At 72.1% G+C, this 17,232-nt stretch carries 17 protein-coding genes; 8 read left to right on the forward strand and 9 right to left on the reverse strand.

Going from position 1 to position 17,232, the window contains the following annotated elements; translation table 11 throughout:
• Positions 1–134 precede the first annotated feature (134 nt).
• From ACZ6JY_RS11575 to ACZ6JY_RS11585, 3 genes are all read right to left on the reverse strand, one after another.
• Positions 135–1,586, reverse strand: a complete 1,452-nt coding sequence (locus ACZ6JY_RS11575) for a flavin-containing monooxygenase (RefSeq protein WP_469194696.1) — start codon at positions 1,584–1,586, stop codon at positions 135–137.
• 1 nt (position 1,587) lies between these two features.
• Positions 1,588–2,523, reverse strand: coding sequence for a helix-turn-helix domain-containing protein (locus tag ACZ6JY_RS11580; protein ID WP_469194698.1), 936 nt, complete (start codon positions 2,521–2,523; stop codon positions 1,588–1,590).
• 275 nt (positions 2,524–2,798) lie between these two features.
• Complete coding sequence (locus ACZ6JY_RS11585; RefSeq protein ID WP_469194699.1) at positions 2,799–3,665, reverse strand: AfsR/SARP family transcriptional regulator; 867 nt, start codon at positions 3,663–3,665, stop codon at positions 2,799–2,801.
• A gap of 386 nt (positions 3,666–4,051) precedes the next feature.
• Here ACZ6JY_RS11585 and ACZ6JY_RS11590 point away from each other — a divergent pair, with 386 nt between their 5' ends.
• Together ACZ6JY_RS11590 and ACZ6JY_RS11595 are read left to right on the forward strand one after the other, a co-directional pair.
• Positions 4,052–5,047: an LLM class flavin-dependent oxidoreductase gene (locus tag ACZ6JY_RS11590; protein ID WP_469194701.1), complete on the forward strand. Its 996-nt coding sequence runs from the start codon at positions 4,052–4,054 to the stop codon at positions 5,045–5,047.
• Positions 5,044–5,820 carry a thioesterase II family protein gene (locus ACZ6JY_RS11595; RefSeq protein WP_469194703.1) on the forward strand — a complete coding sequence of 259 codons (777 nt, stop codon included), beginning with the start codon at positions 5,044–5,046 and terminating at the stop codon, positions 5,818–5,820. The genes ACZ6JY_RS11590 and ACZ6JY_RS11595 overlap by 4 nt, the downstream gene beginning before the upstream one ends.
• An 18-nt stretch (positions 5,821–5,838) precedes the next feature.
• On the opposite strand, the gene ACZ6JY_RS11600 is transcribed toward ACZ6JY_RS11595, so the two are convergent.
• A complete protein-coding gene (locus tag ACZ6JY_RS11600; protein ID WP_469194705.1) occupies positions 5,839–6,426 on the reverse strand; it encodes a TetR/AcrR family transcriptional regulator in 588 nt (195 codons plus the stop codon).
• A 143-nt stretch (positions 6,427–6,569) separates the two neighbouring features.
• Between ACZ6JY_RS11600 and ACZ6JY_RS11605 the strand changes: the two genes are divergently transcribed.
• Both ACZ6JY_RS11605 and ACZ6JY_RS11610 read left to right on the forward strand, forming a co-directional pair.
• On the forward strand, positions 6,570–7,304 hold the full coding sequence (locus tag ACZ6JY_RS11605) for an SDR family NAD(P)-dependent oxidoreductase (protein ID WP_469194707.1): 735 nt from the start codon (positions 6,570–6,572) through the stop codon (positions 7,302–7,304).
• Between the two features lie 33 nt (positions 7,305–7,337).
• On the forward strand, positions 7,338–7,964 hold the full coding sequence (locus ACZ6JY_RS11610) for an NADPH-dependent F420 reductase (protein WP_469194709.1): 627 nt from the start codon (positions 7,338–7,340) through the stop codon (positions 7,962–7,964).
• Between the two features lie 63 nt (positions 7,965–8,027).
• Here the strand turns inward: ACZ6JY_RS11610 and ACZ6JY_RS11615 are convergent, their stop codons facing one another.
• The 3 genes from ACZ6JY_RS11615 to ACZ6JY_RS11625 form a co-directional block, all read right to left on the reverse strand.
• Entirely contained in the window at positions 8,028–9,365 is a 1,338-nt protein-coding gene (locus tag ACZ6JY_RS11615; RefSeq protein ID WP_469194711.1) for a carboxyl transferase domain-containing protein, read from the reverse strand.
• A 46-nt stretch (positions 9,366–9,411) separates the two neighbouring features.
• Positions 9,412–10,875: an acyl-CoA synthetase gene (locus ACZ6JY_RS11620; protein ID WP_469194713.1), complete on the reverse strand. Its 1,464-nt coding sequence runs from the start codon at positions 10,873–10,875 to the stop codon at positions 9,412–9,414.
• 101 nt (positions 10,876–10,976) lie between these two features.
• On the reverse strand, positions 10,977–12,230 hold the full coding sequence (locus tag ACZ6JY_RS11625; RefSeq protein WP_469194715.1) for an SLC13 family permease: 1,254 nt from the start codon (positions 12,228–12,230) through the stop codon (positions 10,977–10,979).
• 195 nt (positions 12,231–12,425) lie between these two features.
• On the opposite strand from ACZ6JY_RS11625, the gene ACZ6JY_RS11630 reads away from it, so the two are divergent.
• The gene (locus ACZ6JY_RS11630) at positions 12,426–13,133 is read left to right on the forward strand and encodes a FadR/GntR family transcriptional regulator (protein WP_469194716.1); all 708 of its coding nucleotides are present in this window, start codon (positions 12,426–12,428) and stop codon (positions 13,131–13,133) included.
• Here ACZ6JY_RS11630 and bla read toward each other — a convergent pair.
• A complete protein-coding gene (bla, locus tag ACZ6JY_RS11635) occupies positions 13,126–14,064 on the reverse strand; it encodes a class A beta-lactamase (protein ID WP_469194718.1) in 939 nt (312 codons plus the stop codon). The genes ACZ6JY_RS11630 and bla overlap by 8 nt on opposite strands.
• A 109-nt stretch (positions 14,065–14,173) precedes the next feature.
• On the opposite strand from bla, the gene ACZ6JY_RS11640 reads away from it, so the two are divergent.
• From ACZ6JY_RS11640 to ACZ6JY_RS11650, 3 genes are all read left to right on the forward strand, one after another.
• The gene (locus ACZ6JY_RS11640) at positions 14,174–15,112 is read left to right on the forward strand and encodes a LysR family transcriptional regulator (RefSeq protein WP_469194719.1); all 939 of its coding nucleotides are present in this window, start codon (positions 14,174–14,176) and stop codon (positions 15,110–15,112) included.
• A complete protein-coding gene (locus ACZ6JY_RS11645) occupies positions 15,109–16,023 on the forward strand; it encodes a serine hydrolase (protein ID WP_469194721.1) in 915 nt (304 codons plus the stop codon). Before ACZ6JY_RS11640 ends, ACZ6JY_RS11645 begins: the two co-directional genes overlap by 4 nt.
• Positions 16,024–16,127: 104 nt before the next feature.
• Positions 16,128–16,349, forward strand: a complete 222-nt coding sequence (locus ACZ6JY_RS11650) for a hypothetical protein (RefSeq protein ID WP_469194723.1) — start codon at positions 16,128–16,130, stop codon at positions 16,347–16,349.
• On the opposite strand, the gene ACZ6JY_RS11655 is transcribed toward ACZ6JY_RS11650, so the two are convergent.
• Positions 16,350–17,219, reverse strand: coding sequence for an alpha/beta fold hydrolase (locus ACZ6JY_RS11655; RefSeq protein WP_469195041.1), 870 nt, complete (start codon positions 17,217–17,219; stop codon positions 16,350–16,352).
• Between the last annotated feature and the right edge of the window lie 13 nt (positions 17,220–17,232).

The following is a 17,232-nucleotide window of genomic DNA, read 5'->3' on the forward strand; positions in this document are numbered from 1 at the left end:
GCGGGGTTTATATGTGGGGGGATGGGGGGGAGGAACGGCCCTGGGAGGGGAGGGGGGGGGGTAGGGGGGGGGGGGGGGGCGCCGACCCCGCCGCCGGGGGGGAGGGCTCAACCGCCGTACGCGGACCCAGGGGCTCAAACGTAGTCCTGCGGCGCGAAGACCGCGGTGCGCTCCCGGTAGGCCTCGATGCTGGACGACCAGTTGTTGACCACGCGGCCGTCGCCCGTGGTGTACCAGCTTCCGCAGCCGGCGGCGAAGGCCGTGCCCGCGAGGTCCCGCCGCAGCTCTTCGTTGTAGCGCCGCTGCACCTCGGGGGCGACGTCCAGGGTGCGGTCCCGGCCGGCGTCGAGGGCGCCGAGGGCCTGGAGCACGTAGGCGATCTGGCTCTCCACCATGAAGAGGATCGAGTGGTGGCCCAGGTTGGTGTTGGGGCCGTACAGCATGAACATGTTGGGGAAGCCGCTGACCGAGACGCCGAGGTACGCCTCGGGCCCCTCCTTCCACGCCTCGCGCAGCGTCAGCAGGTCCCGGCCGACGATCTCCACGCCACCGGTGCGGTCGAGCGGCTGGAAGCCGGTGGCGTGCACGATCACGTCGACGTCGTGCCGCCGCCCGTCGGCGGTGCGGACGCCCTCCGGCTCGATCCTGGTGATGGGCTCCGTCACCACGTCGACGTTGTCGCGGGACAGGGCCGGGTAGTAGTCGTCGCTGATCAGCACTCGCTTGCAGCCGAACGCGTAGTCGGGGGTGAGCCGGTCGCGGAGCCGGTCGTCGGTGACCTGCGCGTTCAGGTGCTCGCCCGCCACCCGCTGGAACTCCTCCCGCACCGGATTGCCGTCGTCGCGCAGGCCGACGGCCCAGCCGTCGCGCTCCTGGTACAGCTCCTCGCGCAGCGAGGCATAGCGGTCCGGTTCGGCGAGCAGCGCGGCACGCTCGTCGTCCGTGAGCGCCCGGTCCTGCCGGGGGAGCAGGTAGTTGGGGGAGCGCTGGAACACCGTGAGGCGTTCGGTGGCCTCCGCGATGGCGGGCACGAGCTGCACGGCGCTGGCCGCGCTGCCGATACAGGCGACGCGCTTGCCCGTCAGATCCAGCTCCTCGGGCCAGCGGGCCGTGTGCACCTGACGCCCGGCGAAGCTGTCCACGCCCTCGACGCGCGCCCACGCCGGACGGTCGAGCTGCCCCCACGCCGTGATCAGGACGCGGGCCCGCAGCCGCTCACCCCGTGAGGTGCTCAGCAGCCAGCGGCCGTCGTCGTCGGACCACGTGGCCCGGGTGACCTCCACGCCGAGCCGGATGTGCTCCGCCAACTCGTGGCTCTCGGCGAACCGTTCGAGGTTGTGCAGGATCTCCGGCTGCCCGGCGTAGGTACGGCTCCAGTCGGGCTGCTCGCCGAAGGAGTACCAGTACAGGTGGGACTGCACGTCACAGGCCGCACCGGGGTAGGTGTTGTCGCGCCAGGTCCCGCCGATCGAGCCGGCCTTCTCCAGAACCGTGAACGCGTGCCGTCCGGCCTCCTTGAGGCGGGCGGCCATGCCGAGGCCCGACATCCCGGCGCCGATGATGACGACCTCGAAGTCCTCGTCCATATCATCCCCTTCGTAGTGCCTCTTCCTGCGACCACCCTGGCCAGCGGTCCTGATCGACGCCTGAGAGGCCGCTGACGGGCCGTCCGCCCACGGTCGAACGTCCCCGCGGGCGCGTCCGCAGGGACCGCAGACCGGCGGAGGTGGCGGCGTCGGCGGGCAGCAGTGTCGCGACCGCCAGCTCGGAGACGGCGACGTCGGCGAAGGCGTTGAACGTCATGACCGTCGAGATGAAGGAGAGCGTCCGGCCGCCTCGCACCAGGCGCAGCGGCAGCGCGTAGGGGAAGTCGAAGACGCCGTCCGCCTCAGCGGGCCGGCGGCCACCGTGCCGGTCGGGCGGCGGCGCGGGGTAGCCGCTCACCTCCTGGTACAGCGCCTTCAGCGGCGCCGACCCGGTCTTGGTCACGTGCCGGCGCAGCCTGCCGAGGAGATGCTCGCGCCACGCTCCCTGGTCGGGCATCAGGGGCGCGAGACCCCGCGGGTGCAGGAGCAGCCGCAGGAAGTTGACGGGCGGGCGCAGGAGATCGGGGGAGACGTCACCCACCAGGACACCGAACGTGCGGTTCGCCTCCACGACGCGGTACTGGGCGTCGAAGACCAGCACCGGATGGGGTTCGTGGGCGGTGACCAGGCGACGTAATCGCTTCTGTACGACGTTCGGGGCGGGGCCGTCCATGCTCGACTCCTGGAAGTACGGAGCGAACCCGGCGGCGACCAGCAGGACGTTGCGGTCCCGCAGCGGCAGGTCGAGGTCGGCGGCGAAGCGGAGCAGGACGTCCATGCTGGGGCGGGCGCGGCCGGTCTCGATGAAGCTGATGTGCCGGGTGGAGCAGCGGGCGCGCGAGGCGAGCTCCAACTGGCTGATGCCCCGCCGGTTCCGCCATTCCCGCAACAGGGATCCGACACTCGGACTCTCTCGGTGCATGAGCTGTGAGGTCATACACCAGAGTGTTCGCTCTCGAACAAATAACCGCAATAACGCCTTCCTCTTCCGTGGGATTGCCACAGGAAAGGCAGCAGCAAATGCGGCATCTCGGCGGGACGAAAAGAGAGAACGCCGGGAATTTGAGTTTGCTCAAGGGATATTCTGGCGGAGTGCGCTGACGCGCTGCTGACGCCCCGGCGCCGGACAAGCGAGAAGGCCGCGGCGGTACGCCCCCGGGGGTGTTCCGGGCGTACCGCCGCGGCCTCCTCGCGGCGTTGCTCCCTCGCTCTCTACGCGGGGACGGCCACGTCCAGGGAGGGAGCCTGGTTGAGGATCTCCCGCAGCCGCTCGCGCAGCTTCAGCGAGGGCTCCACGCCCAGCTCGCTCGCCAGCCTGCGCCGCGTGCTGTCGTACGTCTCCATCGCCTCGGCCTGCCGTCCCGTCCGGTACAGGGCCAGCATGAGCATCTCGGTCAGACGCTCCCGCCACGGGTGAATCGTGCGCATGCGCTTCAGCTCGCTGATGCTGTGCATCGGGTCCATGAGCTGCATCTCCAGCCAGAGCCTGTCCTCGACGGCACACAACTGCTCCTCCTCCAGGGCCAGCGCCACGCTCTGCGCGATCGGCCCCTGGACGACGTCCTGGAAGGGCTCGCCGCGCCAGAGGTCCAGCGCCTCGCCGAGCAGCCGGTGCGCCTCGGCGGGGCTCTCCCGCGTGCAGGCGCGGGCCTGGCCGGTCAGCCGGCGGAAGGCCGCCGCGTCGGTCCGCGCCCCGCCAAGCTCCAGGACGTACCCCGAGGGGCGGGTGAGCAGCTCGGGCGCGGGGCCGTCCTGGCCCGCCGTCTGCTGCAAGGTCCTGCGTAAGCGGTAGACGTGGGCCTGGAGCGAGTTCTCGAAGGTGGGCGGCGGGTTCTCCCCCCACAGTTCGGTGTAGAGCTGCTCGGCGGACAGCTGACGGCCGGGGCTCACGAGCAGCGCCGCCAGCAGGGTGCGCTGCCGGTTGCCGCTGACACCCTGTGTACGGACGCCCGCGCGCACCTCCAGCGGGCCCAGGAAAGCGAAGACCTGACCGGTCCCCGAGGCGTCCTGCGCCTGGGGTCCGGAGGGCAGCGGCGCGCCGGTACCGCGGCCCGCGTCGTCGAACTGCGAATAAGCCATCACTTTTCTCCTCCTGCCGTGCACGGTTACTTCAATTGACTCCGGCGCCCTTCGTGGCCGCAAGTGCCAACAAGTGGCAGGCGTCGTTTCCACGCCAGTGCATATTCATTGAAGCAAAGCTGATTTCGCGCGGTTGATGTCGGGGCGGACGGGGGCATCTCGGACAGCTATTGCGCGTTTTCCATCGATGTACGCGCCTCTTCGGCCCTCACTCCTGGCTTGTTCGAACGCGGCAGGACGCCGGGGCAATTACGTGCGAGGTAATGGACGGGCTCGACGGGTGCGGATGGGCCGCCCGCTTTCACCGGGCGATCAGGCATCTGTCAGGCGCGGCTGCTTGGGTCGCAGGAACCACTGACCACGACGATCCGAGAAAGAGGTGTGCGATGGGGGCTGCCCGTCAGCCACTGCGTGTGGGAGTCCTGCTGCCGACCAGGGAGCAGGCGATCCTCGGCGAGTACAGCGTCTCCCCCCTGCTGGACTTCGCGCGACGGGCCGAGGAACTCGGCTTCGACTCGCTGTGGACGGGTGACTCCCTCACCGCACGCCCCCGGCTCGACCCCCTGGTGGTGCTGTCCGCCGTGGGCGCGGTGACCCGCCGGGTGCACCTGGGCACCGCGACCCTGACACCCGCGCTGCGCCACCCGCTCGTGGCCGCCAACATGGCAAGCAGCCTGGACCACGTCAGCTCGGGGCGGCTCGTCCTGGGGGTGGGGTCGGGATTCCCCTCGCCGGAGACCACCGAGGAACTGGCCGCCGTCGGCGCCTCGTCGGGCGACCGGGCCGACCGGCTCGACGAGATCACCGCGCTGTGGCGGACCGCCTGGTGCAGCACCCGGCCCGGCGCGCCGAACCGCTTCATGGGCGAACACTGGCAGGCGGAGGGCCTTGACCGGCTCATCTGCCCCGCCGCGCCCGACGGACCGCCGCTGTGGCTCGTCGCCGACGACACCGCCCGCGTACTCGAACGGGCGGCCTGCCGCTACGACGGCTGGCTGCCCTTCCTCGCCTCGGCGGACGCCTACGCCCGCGCGCGCGTACGCCTGGAAGACCTCTGCCGCCGCGCGGGGCGCAGGGCCGACGCGGTGATCCCCGCCCTGTACCTCACGGTCACGGTCGGCACGGACGAGCAGCGGGCCAGGGTCGAGCTGGACGACTACCTGGAGCACTGCTACGGCCGCACCCTGGAGCAGATGTCGGCCATCCAGGCCTACGCCTGGGGCCCGAGCGAGCGCTGCGCGCAGCGCCTCGCCGACTACGTACGGGCGGGCGCCCGCCACATCGTGCTCCGCATCGGATCACTGCGACCGGAGACACACCTGCGGGAGATAGCGGACGTCCTCATGTCCAAGGCCCGCCAGACGGATCAGGAGAGCGCATGACGACCACCGGCAGCACCCGACGGGCCCGTTGGTTCACCACGTCCGGAGCCGATCCGAACGCCGGGCACCAGGTGTTCCTGTTCCCGCACGCAGGCGGCACGGCCCCGGCCTACCAGGCCTGGGGCGCCACCCTGCCCTCCACCATGGAGGTGCGCACCCTGCAACTGCCCGGACGCCAGGAGCGGTTCGACGAGGAGCCCTTCACCGACGTCGAACCGCTCCTGGACGCACTCCAGGAGGCGTTCGAGGCCGAACTCGACGGCCGCCCCTACGTCCTGTTCGGCCACAGCTTCGGGGGCATGCTCGCCTACCGCCTCTCCGTGGCCGCCGCGTGGAACGGCCTGCCAGCGCCCGCACTCCTGGCCGTCTCCTCCTGGGCGCCGGGACTGGGGTGGGCCGCCGAACTCGCCCAGGTCGCCACCATGTCGGACGACGAACTCCTCGCCCGCGTCGGCCAACTGGGGCTGCTGACGGAGGGCACGGCACTCGACCCGGCCACCCTGGCCTCGATCATGCCCGCGATCCGCGCCGACTTCCTGGCCGCGGGCAGCCTCCACGAGGACGGCGAACCCGCGCCCTGCCCGGTGGCGGCCTACGGCGGCGCGAGCGACCCGATAGTCCCGCCCGACGCCATGTCCGTCTGGGCGGACCACACCACGGACTTCCTCGGCACGACCCAGTTCCCGGCCGGCCACTTCCACCTCTTCGACCACGCGGCGGCGGTGCAGCACAGCGTGGAGCGCCATGTACGGAAGCTGCGGGCGAGGGTGTGAAAGGGGTCTGGCGTCACGTCAGGCCCTCGCCGGCCGCGGCGGGATGGCGTTGTCGATGAGGACGGCGGCGATGGCGGCGGCGGTGGGGAAGGCGTCCGCGTCGAGGACCCGGGTGCGGGCCGCGGCGCCGTCGATGAGCAGCGCGAGCTGGTCGCCGAGCTGTTCGGGGTCGGCGGCGCCGGCTTCGCGGGCGGTGTCGGCGAGCCGCGCGGCGACGGCTTTCTTGTAGTCGCGTGCGTACTGGGACGCGGGGTGCTCGGGGTCGTGGAGTTCGACGGCGGCGGCGATGTAGGGGCACAGGGGGTTGGTGGGGGGGATGTCGAAGACCGCGAGGAGCCGTTCGCGGGGCGTGAGGTCGGTGCGGTCGAACACGCCTGACAGAACAGAGGGGTCGAACCGGCGCAGGTATTCGGCGACGAGTTCGTCCTTGCCGCCGAAGTGCTGGTAGGCCGTGCGCTTGGACACCTCGGCCGCCGCGCAGAGCTGGTCCATGCCGGTGCGACTGATGCCCCGCTCGCGGAACAACTGCTGGGCCGCGCTGAGGATGCGCTCGCGGGCGCCCCGGCCGCGACGCCGGCCCGTGGGGCCCTTCTCCAACTCCGTCATGGGTCCATCGTACCGCGGCTTGGTAACGACCGGTGTACATAGTTGCGCCCCGGCCGTCTGCCCCGTACCTTAAGCACACAGCACGGTGTGCTTAACGCCGTCGCCCCAGGTACACACGGCACCACCGACCCAAGGGAACGACCATGGGAAAGCTCGACGGCAAGGTCGCGGTCATCACCGGCGGCACCACCGGCATGGCGCTGGCCGGCGCCAAACTGTTCGTCGACGAGGGGGCGCACGTCTTCATCACCGGCCGCCGCCAAGACGCCCTGGACGAGGCCGTGAAGCAGATCGGCCGCAACGTCACCGGCGTCCAGGGCGACGCCGCCGACCTGGACGACCTGGACCGCCTGTACGACACCGTCAAGCGGGAGAAGGGGAGCCTCGACGTGCTGTGGGCCAGCGCCGGCGGCGGCGAGCCCGCCCCGCTCGGCGAGATCACCGAGGCCCAGTTCGACACCTGGTTCGGGCTCAACGCCCGCGGCACCCTGTTCACCGTCCAGAAGGCCCTCCCGCTCTTCAACGACGGCGGCTCCATCCTCATGACCGGCTCCAACGCCTCCCTCGGCGCCTTCCCCGGCTGGAGCGTCTACGCCGGCAGCAAGGCCGTCCAGCAGGCCTGGGCGCGCGTCTGGCTCAACGAGCTCAAGGACCGCCGCATCCGCGTCAACGTCCTGACCCCCGGCCAGGTCGCCACCGCCAAGCAGGCAGAACTCTTCGACGAGGCCACCAAGCGCCAGTTCGAGTCCCTCATCCCCCGCGGCCGGATGGGCAGCCCCGACGAAATCGCCAACGCCGCCCTCTTCCTCGCCTCCGACGACTCCAGCTACGTCAACGGCATGGAACTCGTCGCCGACGGCGGCACCACCGCCATCTGAACCGGACGACACACCACCAGGACAGGACATCTCATGAGTGACATCAGCATCATCGGCACCGGGAACATGGCCCGCACCATCGGCGCGCGGGCGATGGCGGGCGGCAACACCGTCGAGATCATGGGCCGCGATCAGTCCAAGGCCGCAGGCCTGGCCAAGGCTCTCGGCGGCGGCGCCACGACGGGAGAATGGGGCACCGCCCCGGCCGGGGACATCGTCATCGTGGCCTTGTTGCACGACGGCGTCGTGCCGGCCGTCGCCCAGTACGGAGACGCTCTCGCGGGCAAGGTCATCGTCGACATCAGTAACCCCTTCAACTCCACGTTCGACGGGCTGGCCCACCGCGAGGAGACCTCGATCGCGCAGGAAGTCGCCAAGGCGGCCCCGGCCGACGCCAATGTGGTGAAGGCGTTCAACACCGTCTTCCGCCATGTCCTGGAGAAGGGCCGGCCCGACGTCTTCATCGCCGGCGACGACGCGCAGGCCAAGGCACGTGTGGGAGCGTTCGTCGAGAGCCTCGGGCTGCGCCCGCTGGACGTCGGCGGCCTGAGGATGGCGCACTGGCTGGAAGGAGCGGGCGTGGTCACGGTGGGCCTCGCCAACCACGGGGTGGGAAACCTGGACTTCGCCCTCAGCATCACCGAACTTCCCTCCGAGTAAATGGCCGACGACCGGCCGAGCCGGCCGAACAGCCCTCACTCGGCCGGAAAACGTGGCGGACCCTCAACCCCGCCCCGGCACCACACCCCGCAGCACACCGAGGTCGACCAGATCCTGCGGCCGTACCCGCAGCTCGTCCGCCGTGGAGCGTGCCGCGGACGGCGGACGCTTCAGGATCGCGGCGGCCAGTTCCGGCGCGATCACCGAAAAGTAACTGTCCGGCGTGGCCCAGGTGTTGCCGGGCGCGGCGAGCGCGAGCGCCCCGCCCGAACCGCCCTCACCGATGACGAGCGTGGTCAGCGGGACGCTCGCCGAGGCCACCGCCGCGAACAGGTCGGCGATCGCCGCCCCTGCCCCCGCCCGCTCGGCCGCCGCGTCATTGGCGGCGCCGGGGGTGTCGACCAGGGTCAGCACGGGGACACCGAGCCGGTCCGCGAGCCGGATCAGCCGGGCCGCGGTGCGGTAACCGGCCGGCCGCGTCGCGGTGCCCCGCTGGGCCGCGTACGCCACCGTACGGCCGTCGTGAAGGCCGAAGCCGCAGCTCATCCCGGGGTCGCGGCCGCCGCAGCGGTCCCCTGACACCTCGGCGCGTGCCGTGAAGAAGGCGTCGAGGTAGGCGTCCGCGCGCGGTCGGCCGGGCGCGCGGGCCCGGGTCACCGCGTCCCAGCCGGTGCGGGGCAGGTCCGTCACGCCGAGGGCGTCGGGAGGAGCGACGGGGGCAGTGGCGCGCGGGGACGTCAGCAGCCGCAGCCGCAGCGCGAGCGCGCCGGGCAGCTCTCCCGGAGGTACGACGGCGTCGATGTGACCGGCCGCGAACTGCGCCTCGGCCGTGTAGGCGGCCGGGTCCGCGTCGGGTGGCCGTACCCGCGATCCGGCGAAGGCCACCTGAGCCCCGGGCAGCGCCACCACCATGTCGGCCCCGGCGCCGAGCGTCGCCCACCCGCCGCCCGTCGTCGGATCGCGCAGCACGGCGAGTTGGGGCAATCCCGCCGCCCGGGTGAGAGCGCTCTGGCGCGCCACCCGCTGGAGCTGGGACAGGGCGAGCATGCCCTCCTGCATCCGGCTGCCGCCCGTGGCGACGAAGGTGACCACGGGCAGCCGCCGCTCCCGGGCGTGGCTGTGGGCCGCCTCGATCCGGTCACCGGTGCGCCGACCGATCGACCCGCCGAGAAAACCGAACTCGAAGGACAGCGCGACCACGGACACGCCACCGATGTCGGCGGTGGCACAGACGACGGACTCGCTCTCGCCGGTCCGCTCGGCCGCGCCCCGCCTGGCCGCGCCGTACCCCCGCCAGCCGAGCGGGCCGTCGGCCGGCTCGCCGCCCCCCTGCGCTCTCTCGGGTGCGGGCAGTTCCGTGTACGTCTCGGCGACGGCCGCGAGTACGGCGCGCGCGCTCATGCGCGCCGGAGCTTCTGGGCCCGCGTCCGTTCGCCGCGGCTCTCCCTCACGCACGGAGAGCCCGCTTCATGATCTTGCCAAGGTCGTTGCGTGGCAGCTCGGGGAGGTAGTGGACGGTCCGCGGCCGCTTGTGCGGGGCGAGCTGCGCCGCCACATGGTCGGCCAGCACCTCAAGGGTCGGTACGCGCTCGGAGTCCGCGGGCACGATCCACGCCACGACGCGCTCGCCGAGGTCGTCGTCCGGCTCACCCGTCACGGCCGCGTCCCGCACACCGGAGTGCTCCATGAGCGCGTTCTCGATCTCACCCGCGCCGATCTTGTAGCCGCCGCTCTTGATGAGGTCGGTCGCCTTGCGCCCGACGATCCGCACATAGCCGTCGGCGTCACGCACGGCCACGTCCCCGGTGCGGAACCAGCCGTCCTCGGTGAACGCGTCGGCGGTGGCATCGGGCCGGTTGAGGTACTCGGTGAACAGGTTCGGGCCGCGCACCTGGATCTCGCCCACGGCGTCAGGACCGGCTCCGACCGGCGCCCCCGCCTCGTCCACCAGCCGCAGTTCGACGCCGCGCAGCGGCACTCCGACGGTTCCCGCGCGCGCCTGTCCGTCCGCACGCACACTGGTGTTCATCAGGGTCTCCGACATGCCGTACCGCTCGATGACGGTCCGGCCGGTCGCCGCGGCGATCCGCTCGTGGTCGCGTGCGGCGAGTGCGGCGGAGCCCGACACGAGCAGGCGCGCACCGGACAGCGCCTCGGCGAGTACGGCGTCACCGGACCCGGAAGCCAGGGCCTCCGCGATGCGGTGGTACATGGTCGGCACCCCGAACAGCATCGTGGCCCCGGAGTTCAGCTCGCGCGCCACGCCTTCGGTGCTGAACCGGCCCAGGTGGCGCACCGATCCGCCGCGCCGCAGCGGCCCGAGCATGCCGAGGATGAGCCCGTGCACATGGAAGAGCGGCAGCGCGTGCACCAGTACGTCGTCCGCGTGCCACTGCCAGGCGTCCTCCAGCGCGTCGAGCGTGCTGGTCACGGCCCGGCGCGGCAGGACGGCGCCCTTGGGCGGGCCGGTGGTGCCGGAGGTGTAGACGATCAGCGCCGGGTGCTCGGGGCCCGGCTCGGGGGACAGCGGCGGAGCCGGCGCCGTGACGTCGGTCTCGATGTCCCTGCGGGGCACTCCGGCCAGCGCGGGGGGCAGTTCGTCGCCCGGCGCGGCCAGGATCAGCGACGGCTCGCTGTCCGCCACGATGTGCGTCAACTCGCGGTCGCCGAGCCGGGGGTTGAGCGGCACCGCGGGCACCCCCGCGAGCAGGGCGGCCACCACGGCGACCGAGGTCTCCAGGGTGGGTGTCGCCCATACGGCGACGCGCCGCGCCGAACCCAGGGACGAGGCGAGGGAGGCGGCCGCCGCGGAGAGCTGGGCGTACGTCAGTGAGCGTTCCCCGAAGCGCAGTGCGGGCCGCGGGCCGCCCTCGGCCAGGGCGGGGAACATCATCTGCGGTCGGGCACTCATGTGTTGACTCCATTCCAGGTGGTGTGGGGTGTTGCTGCCGGGCGACGGTGGATCGGCGGGGCCTGGGCCTCTCGGCGGGCGATGCGTGTCGGCATCCACCCTCACCCCCATCCCGGGACCACGAGCACCAGCCACGCCGCGGCGGGTACCACGGCGACCACGACCCCTCCATACACCATCAGCTGCTTGAAGAAGTACTCCCGGTCGACGTCCGGCGCCGCCGCCAGGACGAGGGCGCCGTTGGTCGAGAAGGGGCTGACGTCCACCACGGTCGCCGACACCGCGAGCGCCGCGATCATCCCGACCGCCCCGATCTCCCCTTGGGCGAGGAACGGCACGGCCAGCGGTATCAGCGCGCCCATGATGCCGACGGACGAGGCGAACGCGGAGACCAGGGCGCCGATGTAGCACAACAGCAGGGCCGCGAGCAGCGGGACACCGATGCCGCCGACACCCTCGCCGGCCCACTTGATGGTGCCCATCTCCTCCAGCACACCGACATAGGTCAGGACACCGCAGATCAGCAGCACCGTGGGCCAGGCGATCTCGCCGACCGCCTTGCGGCTCGTGTCCGGCCACACCGCGCTCAGCAGCACGGCGAGGGTGATGGCGGTCAGCCCCGCGTCCAGGTCGAAGGCGAGCACGGCGACGACCAGCACGACGAGCGACACGAGGGTGGCCACGCGGGGCGCGGTGAGCCGCGTCTCCTCGTCGGCGGGGGAGCCGGCGTCACTCGCCGCGGCCCGCTTCCGGCCGAGCTTGAGACCGCCGAAGAGTACGAACACCACGCCGGCGATCAGTACGTTGGCGAACAGCGAGGCGAGGAACAGGGCGACCTCGTTGCCCGGCAGGTCCTCGCGCTCCACGATGCCGTTCACGATGGACCCGTAGATGCTGATCGGCGAGAACCCGCCGCCCTGCGCGCCGTGCACCACCATGGCGCCCATGAGGAGCGGACTGATGCCATGACGTGCGGCGAAGCTCAGCGCGATCGGTGCGACGATCGCCACCGCGGCCGGGCTGACCGCTCCGATCGCCGTGAGCGCGCCGGCGATCACGAACATCACCCAGGGAATCAGCGCGATGCGCCCGCCGACCAGCCGTATGGACGCGTGCACCAGCCAGTCCGTCGTGCCGTTGGAGCGGGCGATCGCGAACAGATAGGTGACGCCGACCAGGACGACGAACAGGTCACCGGGGAAACCGGCGAAGATGCCGTCCGCGTCCAGGTCGGCGGCCAGCTCGCCCACCGCGAACGCGGCGGCGAAGGCGAGCGCGCCCATGTTGATCGAGCGAGTGGTGGCGATCACGAAGACCACCACGAGTACAAGGATGGAGATGAGTTCCGCGGACATGTGGGCTCCCGTCCTGGGGCCGTCCCTGAGTGGTCAAGTGGCTGAACCAATTGGCCTATTGACGGCACTCAGAGTCAGGGGGAACGGTTTCAGCCGTCAAGGGGTAGGCGGAAATTGGTTCAGCCACTGGACCGCATGGCGCTGCTAGGCTGCCAAGGCCACGGGGGCGGGGGCCTCCGGAACAGGGGGCAGGAGATGTCCGACGCACTGCGTCCCATGGGGCGTACGCGGCTGTACGAGCAGGTGCTCGACCGCCTGCGCAGCTACGCCGCGGAGAGCGGCCTGAAGGCGGGCGACCGGCTCCTGCCGGAGCGCGAACTCGCCCGGCGGCTCGGTGTCTCCCGTGCCTCGGTGAAGCAGGCCATCGTCGTCCTGGAGGTGCAGGGACTCGTCGAGGTACGGCAGGGCGGCGGCACTTATCTCGTCGGCGACAGCCTGGACGCCGAACCCGTCGAGCGGCTCGTCGAGCGCCGGCGCAGGCTGCCGGACGTCCTTGAGGCGCGCGAGGCGATGGAGACGAAGCTCGCCGAACTCGCCGCTGAGCGGCGCACCGACGAGGACCTGGCCGCGCTGCGCGCCTCGCTCGCGCACATGGCCGCGGAGATCGCCGAAGGCGGGCACGGCGCCGAGGGCGACCGTCGCTTTCACGCCGCGGTGACCGCCGCGGCCCACAGCACACTGCTGGCCGAGTTCATGCGCTCCATCGCCGATGACATCGCCGAGAGCAGGCGCGAATCCCTGCGCCAGCCGCGCCGGCCGAGCCGCTCCCTGGCGCAGCACCAGGCGATCCTCGACGCCATCGAGGAAGGACGCGGCAAGGCCGCCGCGACGGCCATGCGACGGCATGTCCAGACCGTCGCGAAGGTCCGGCTCCTGGACTGGGAGCCGGATACGCTCAGCTGAGTTCGGCGGCCACGAGTGCGGCGGCCCTGGCCACCAACGGGTTGTCCGTGGGCCCCTGCGGGTCGTACTTCGTCGAGAGGATGGACAGCACCAGCGGGGAGCGCCCGGGCGGCCGGACGACGCCCACGTCGTTGGCGACGCCGTACGATGTGCCGCCACCCGTCTTGTCCGCCAGGATCCAGTCCGAGGGCAGACCCTTGCGGAAGCGCTCGGTGTTGGTGACGTTCGCGACCAGCCAGTCCCACAGCCGCTCCCGGTCCCGCGACGCCAGCGCGCGGCCCAGAAGGAGACGGCCGTACGTCATGCCGACGGCCCGCGGGCTCGTGGTGTCCTCGGTCCGCCAGGGCTCGGCGCTGTTCAACTCCGGCTCCCAGCGGTCCAGGCGGGTGGTCGTGTCCCCGAGGCTGCGGCAGAACCGGGTGATGGCGGTGGGTCCGCCCAGCTCGCGCAGCAGCAGGTTTCCGGCACCGTTGTCGCTCTCACTGACAGCCGCGGCGCACAACTGGGCGCCGGTCAAGCCATGGGCGATGTTCTCCGGCTTCCCCGTGACCGGACGGTACCCCGCGGCCTCCACGAACTCCGCGGTGTAGTGGATGCGGCGGCCGAGGAACTCACCGTGCTCGTCCAGGTCCCGCAGGACGGCCGCCGCGGCGAGGCCCTTGAACACCGAGCACATCGGGAAGCGCTCGTCGGCGCGGTGGGACACCGTCGCGCCCGAAGCGGTGTCGAGGGCGAAGACACCGAGGCGGGCGGCGTACTCCTTCTCCAGCGCGCGCAGTTGTCCGGTGAGTCTCCGGCCGGGCGTGGCGGCGTACGCCGTGCCCTGAACGGCGGGCAGGGTGGGCACCAGGGCGGCCAGGGCGGTACCGGCGCCGAGGGTCAGTAGCTTGCGGCGGGAGGGCAGAGCTTGGGTGGAGGTGGTGAGACGCACGGTCGTCCTCTTTCTCTGTCGCTGTTCGCTGTCAGCTGTTCGCAGTTCGCTGCCGCTGATCTCTGTCGCGTCGGCGCGGCAGCCATCAGCCAAGCCGCAGCCCACCGCCATGTCGAATACACTCTCGACGTCGGTCCGATTCGACTTCCGTATCCGCGCACGTCAGGGGCGCATCTTGCTCACCGAACGCCATCTGGAAATCTTCGTCGCGCTGGCGGACGAGGAACACTTCGGAGCCGCCGCGCAGCGCGTGGGCATCACCCAGCCACCCCTGTCGCAGGGACTGCGCCGACTCGAAGCGCTGCTGGGAGTCCGCCTCTTCGAACGCAGCCGGGGTGTCACCCTCACCGACGAGGGCGCGCTGTTGCTGCCGCACGCCCGTCGGGCGCTCGCCGCGCTCACGGAGCTGCGGGAGACCGGTGCGCGGGAGCGGGCCGACGGCCGCCGGCTACGCCTCGGACTCGCGCCGGAGGTACCCGCCCGGGTCGCGGCAGCCGTGGCCGCCGCGCCCGGCCGTGCGGGGGAACGCACCCGGCTCGCCGTCTCGACGGCTCCGACCGCCACGCTGCTGTCCGAGACCGCCGCGGGCCGGCTGGACCTCGCCGTGATCCGGCACCCCGCGGTGCTGCCGGGACTCGCCTCCGGCGGGGTGGTGCTCCTTCCGACCTGGCGCCTGACCCCTGCCCGGACGGAGACCGATGCGGCCGGGGGCGGCAGACGGCTGCCCGTCGCGGTGCGGCCGCGGGAGGAGGCGCCGGCTGCGTACGACCTGTTCATCGACACCCTCGCCAGCCGCGGCCGACGGGTGGAGACGGTGGTGGTCCCCGACGAACGCGCCGGGCTCGCCCTGGTGGCGGCGGGCCAGGCCGTGCTGGTGACGGCCGACGCCGGGCTCTCGGCCGAGGGCGTCGAGCGCACCCCGGCCACCGACCCGCCACTGCCGCTGCGCCTGCGGGTGGTGTGGGACGCCCGCCGCCCGGACTCCGAGGGAACGGCGCTCACGGCCCGCCTGCTGGTGGACGCCCTGGCCCGGCAGGCGGCGCGGTGAGCGCGGCGAGGCGGGAGAGCGACGCCCAACGCGCCATCCGCGGCATGTTCGCGGACGCCGGTGTGCGCGGCTGGCTGCACGTGGCGGAGCTGCACCGGCCGACGGCATGCGTGACGGTGGACCCCGACGAGCCGGTGCCCGTGGGATCGGTCTACAAGGTGCCGCTGATGGCCGCCTTCTGCCGGCTGACGGACGCCGGCGCACTGGACCCCCGGCAGCGGGTGACACTCGGCCCCGACGAACGGATGCCCGGCCGGACCGGCCTCTCCATCCTGCGGGACCCGGTCACCGTCTCACTGCGCGACCTGGTCGTCCTCATGATGAGCGTCTCCGACAACACGTCGGCGGACGCGGTGCTGCGCCGCGTGGGCCCGGCGGCCGTCGAGGAACTGTGCCAGGACGTCGGCCTGCCGGACACCCATATCCTCGGCGGCGCGGCCACGACCTTCGAGCGGATGGTCTCGGAGACCGGCGCCGAGTCGCTCAGCGCCGCGATGGAACGCCTGGCCGACAACGACACCACGGTGCCCGCCGTGGTCTACAACCCCCTGTCCAAGGCGTCCTCCACGCCTTCCGACATGGCCCGGCTGCTGCGGGCCATCTGGACCGACGGCGCGGCCTCCGCCGAGAGCTGCGCCTTCATGCGGGAGACGATGGGCCGCCAGGCATGGTCGCACCGCCTCGCCTCCGGGTTCCCCTACGACGACGTGACGGTGTCGGGCAAGACCGGAACCTTCGGCACGATGCGCCACGAGGCGGGCGTGGTGGAACTCCCCGACGGTGGTGTCTACACCGCCGTGGTCTTCACCCAGGCGGCCCGCGCGGACACCAAACTCCCGCGCGCCGACGCCGTGATCGGCACGGCGGCGCGCACCGCGGTGGAGGAACTGCGGGGCAACGAAGGCACATGAGGCCGGGACATGGCGGGAGGGCGTTCGAGCGCGGCGGACGCCCGTTCGGGGGAGGGCGGGAGGAGGCTCGGATGGTGGGCGGCTCCCCGGGGTAGATATCGCGCATGACGCACCCTGTGGACGCGGACGAACTGTTGACGCGCATTCGTGGAGCCCGAGACTGGGCGTCGAGCGAGGCAGACCGGATCTTCGCCCTCTCCGAAACCCTCCAGAGCGACGGCCAGGAGGCCGAGGCCCTGAGCGCGAGCATCGAAGCGCGCGCGTTCCAGTCGATCCGCGCGGTGCTCGACGAGGTCCTGCACCCGGGGACCCACTCCCACGCGTGATCAGCGCGATCTGCCGCCCGGAGCGCCTCGCACGAAGCGCCGCAGACGCGCACGCACGGCGTCGGGCTGCTCCAACCAGGGCTCGTGCCCCGCGCCTTCGATCCGGGCCAGCGGAACACCGAGCCGCAGCGCGAGCGACTCAAGTGCCGACAGAGGGCGAGGATCGCAGACCCCGCCCAGGATCTCCGCCCGCTCCGGCAGGCAGGCACGCAGCTCGGCGAGGTGCGCGTCGAGCGGGTCGGCGCGTCCTTCCGCCCCGAGCTCGGCGTTCATGCGCCAGCTGACGGGCCGGCGCCGCCGGGCCTCCCGCGCGGCCCAGCGCCACCCGCGCTCAGGTTCGGCATGGTCGGTGAACCAGGCCAGCGTGAGCAGCTCGACCTCCTGCTCCTCGGTGCGGTCCGCCAACTCCCGCAGCTCGCGAAGCCGCTCCTGCTGCCCGGCCGACATGCGGCGACCGCGCTCCGCCCGCTCTCCCGTACGCCAGTCACCGACGAAGGGCCCGCACATCATCAGCATCGCGGCAACGCGGTCAGGGCGCCGCAGGCAGAACCGGCTCGCCAGATCGGCCCCGTAGGAGTGCCCGATCAGCACGGCCTCGGGCACCTCCCAGGTGTCGAGCAATTCGGCGAGATCGTCGACATGCCGGGCGAGGGTATGACGACCCTGCCACGGCGACCGACCCGTACCACGCTGGTCGTACCGGTACACGGGCGCGAGGTCCGCGACCATCCGCGCGACATCGCCGAGGTAATCGGGCAGTCCCGGACCACCATGGAGCAGTACGACAGCCGGCCGCCGGGCGGTATCCCCGAGCGCCGACCACCGCAGCCGCACCTCGTCACTCATCGCGGCCAGGCCGTGCGTCTCCATCAAGTTCACCGCG

The organism is Streptomyces sp. NPDC046335 (genome assembly GCF_055587985.1).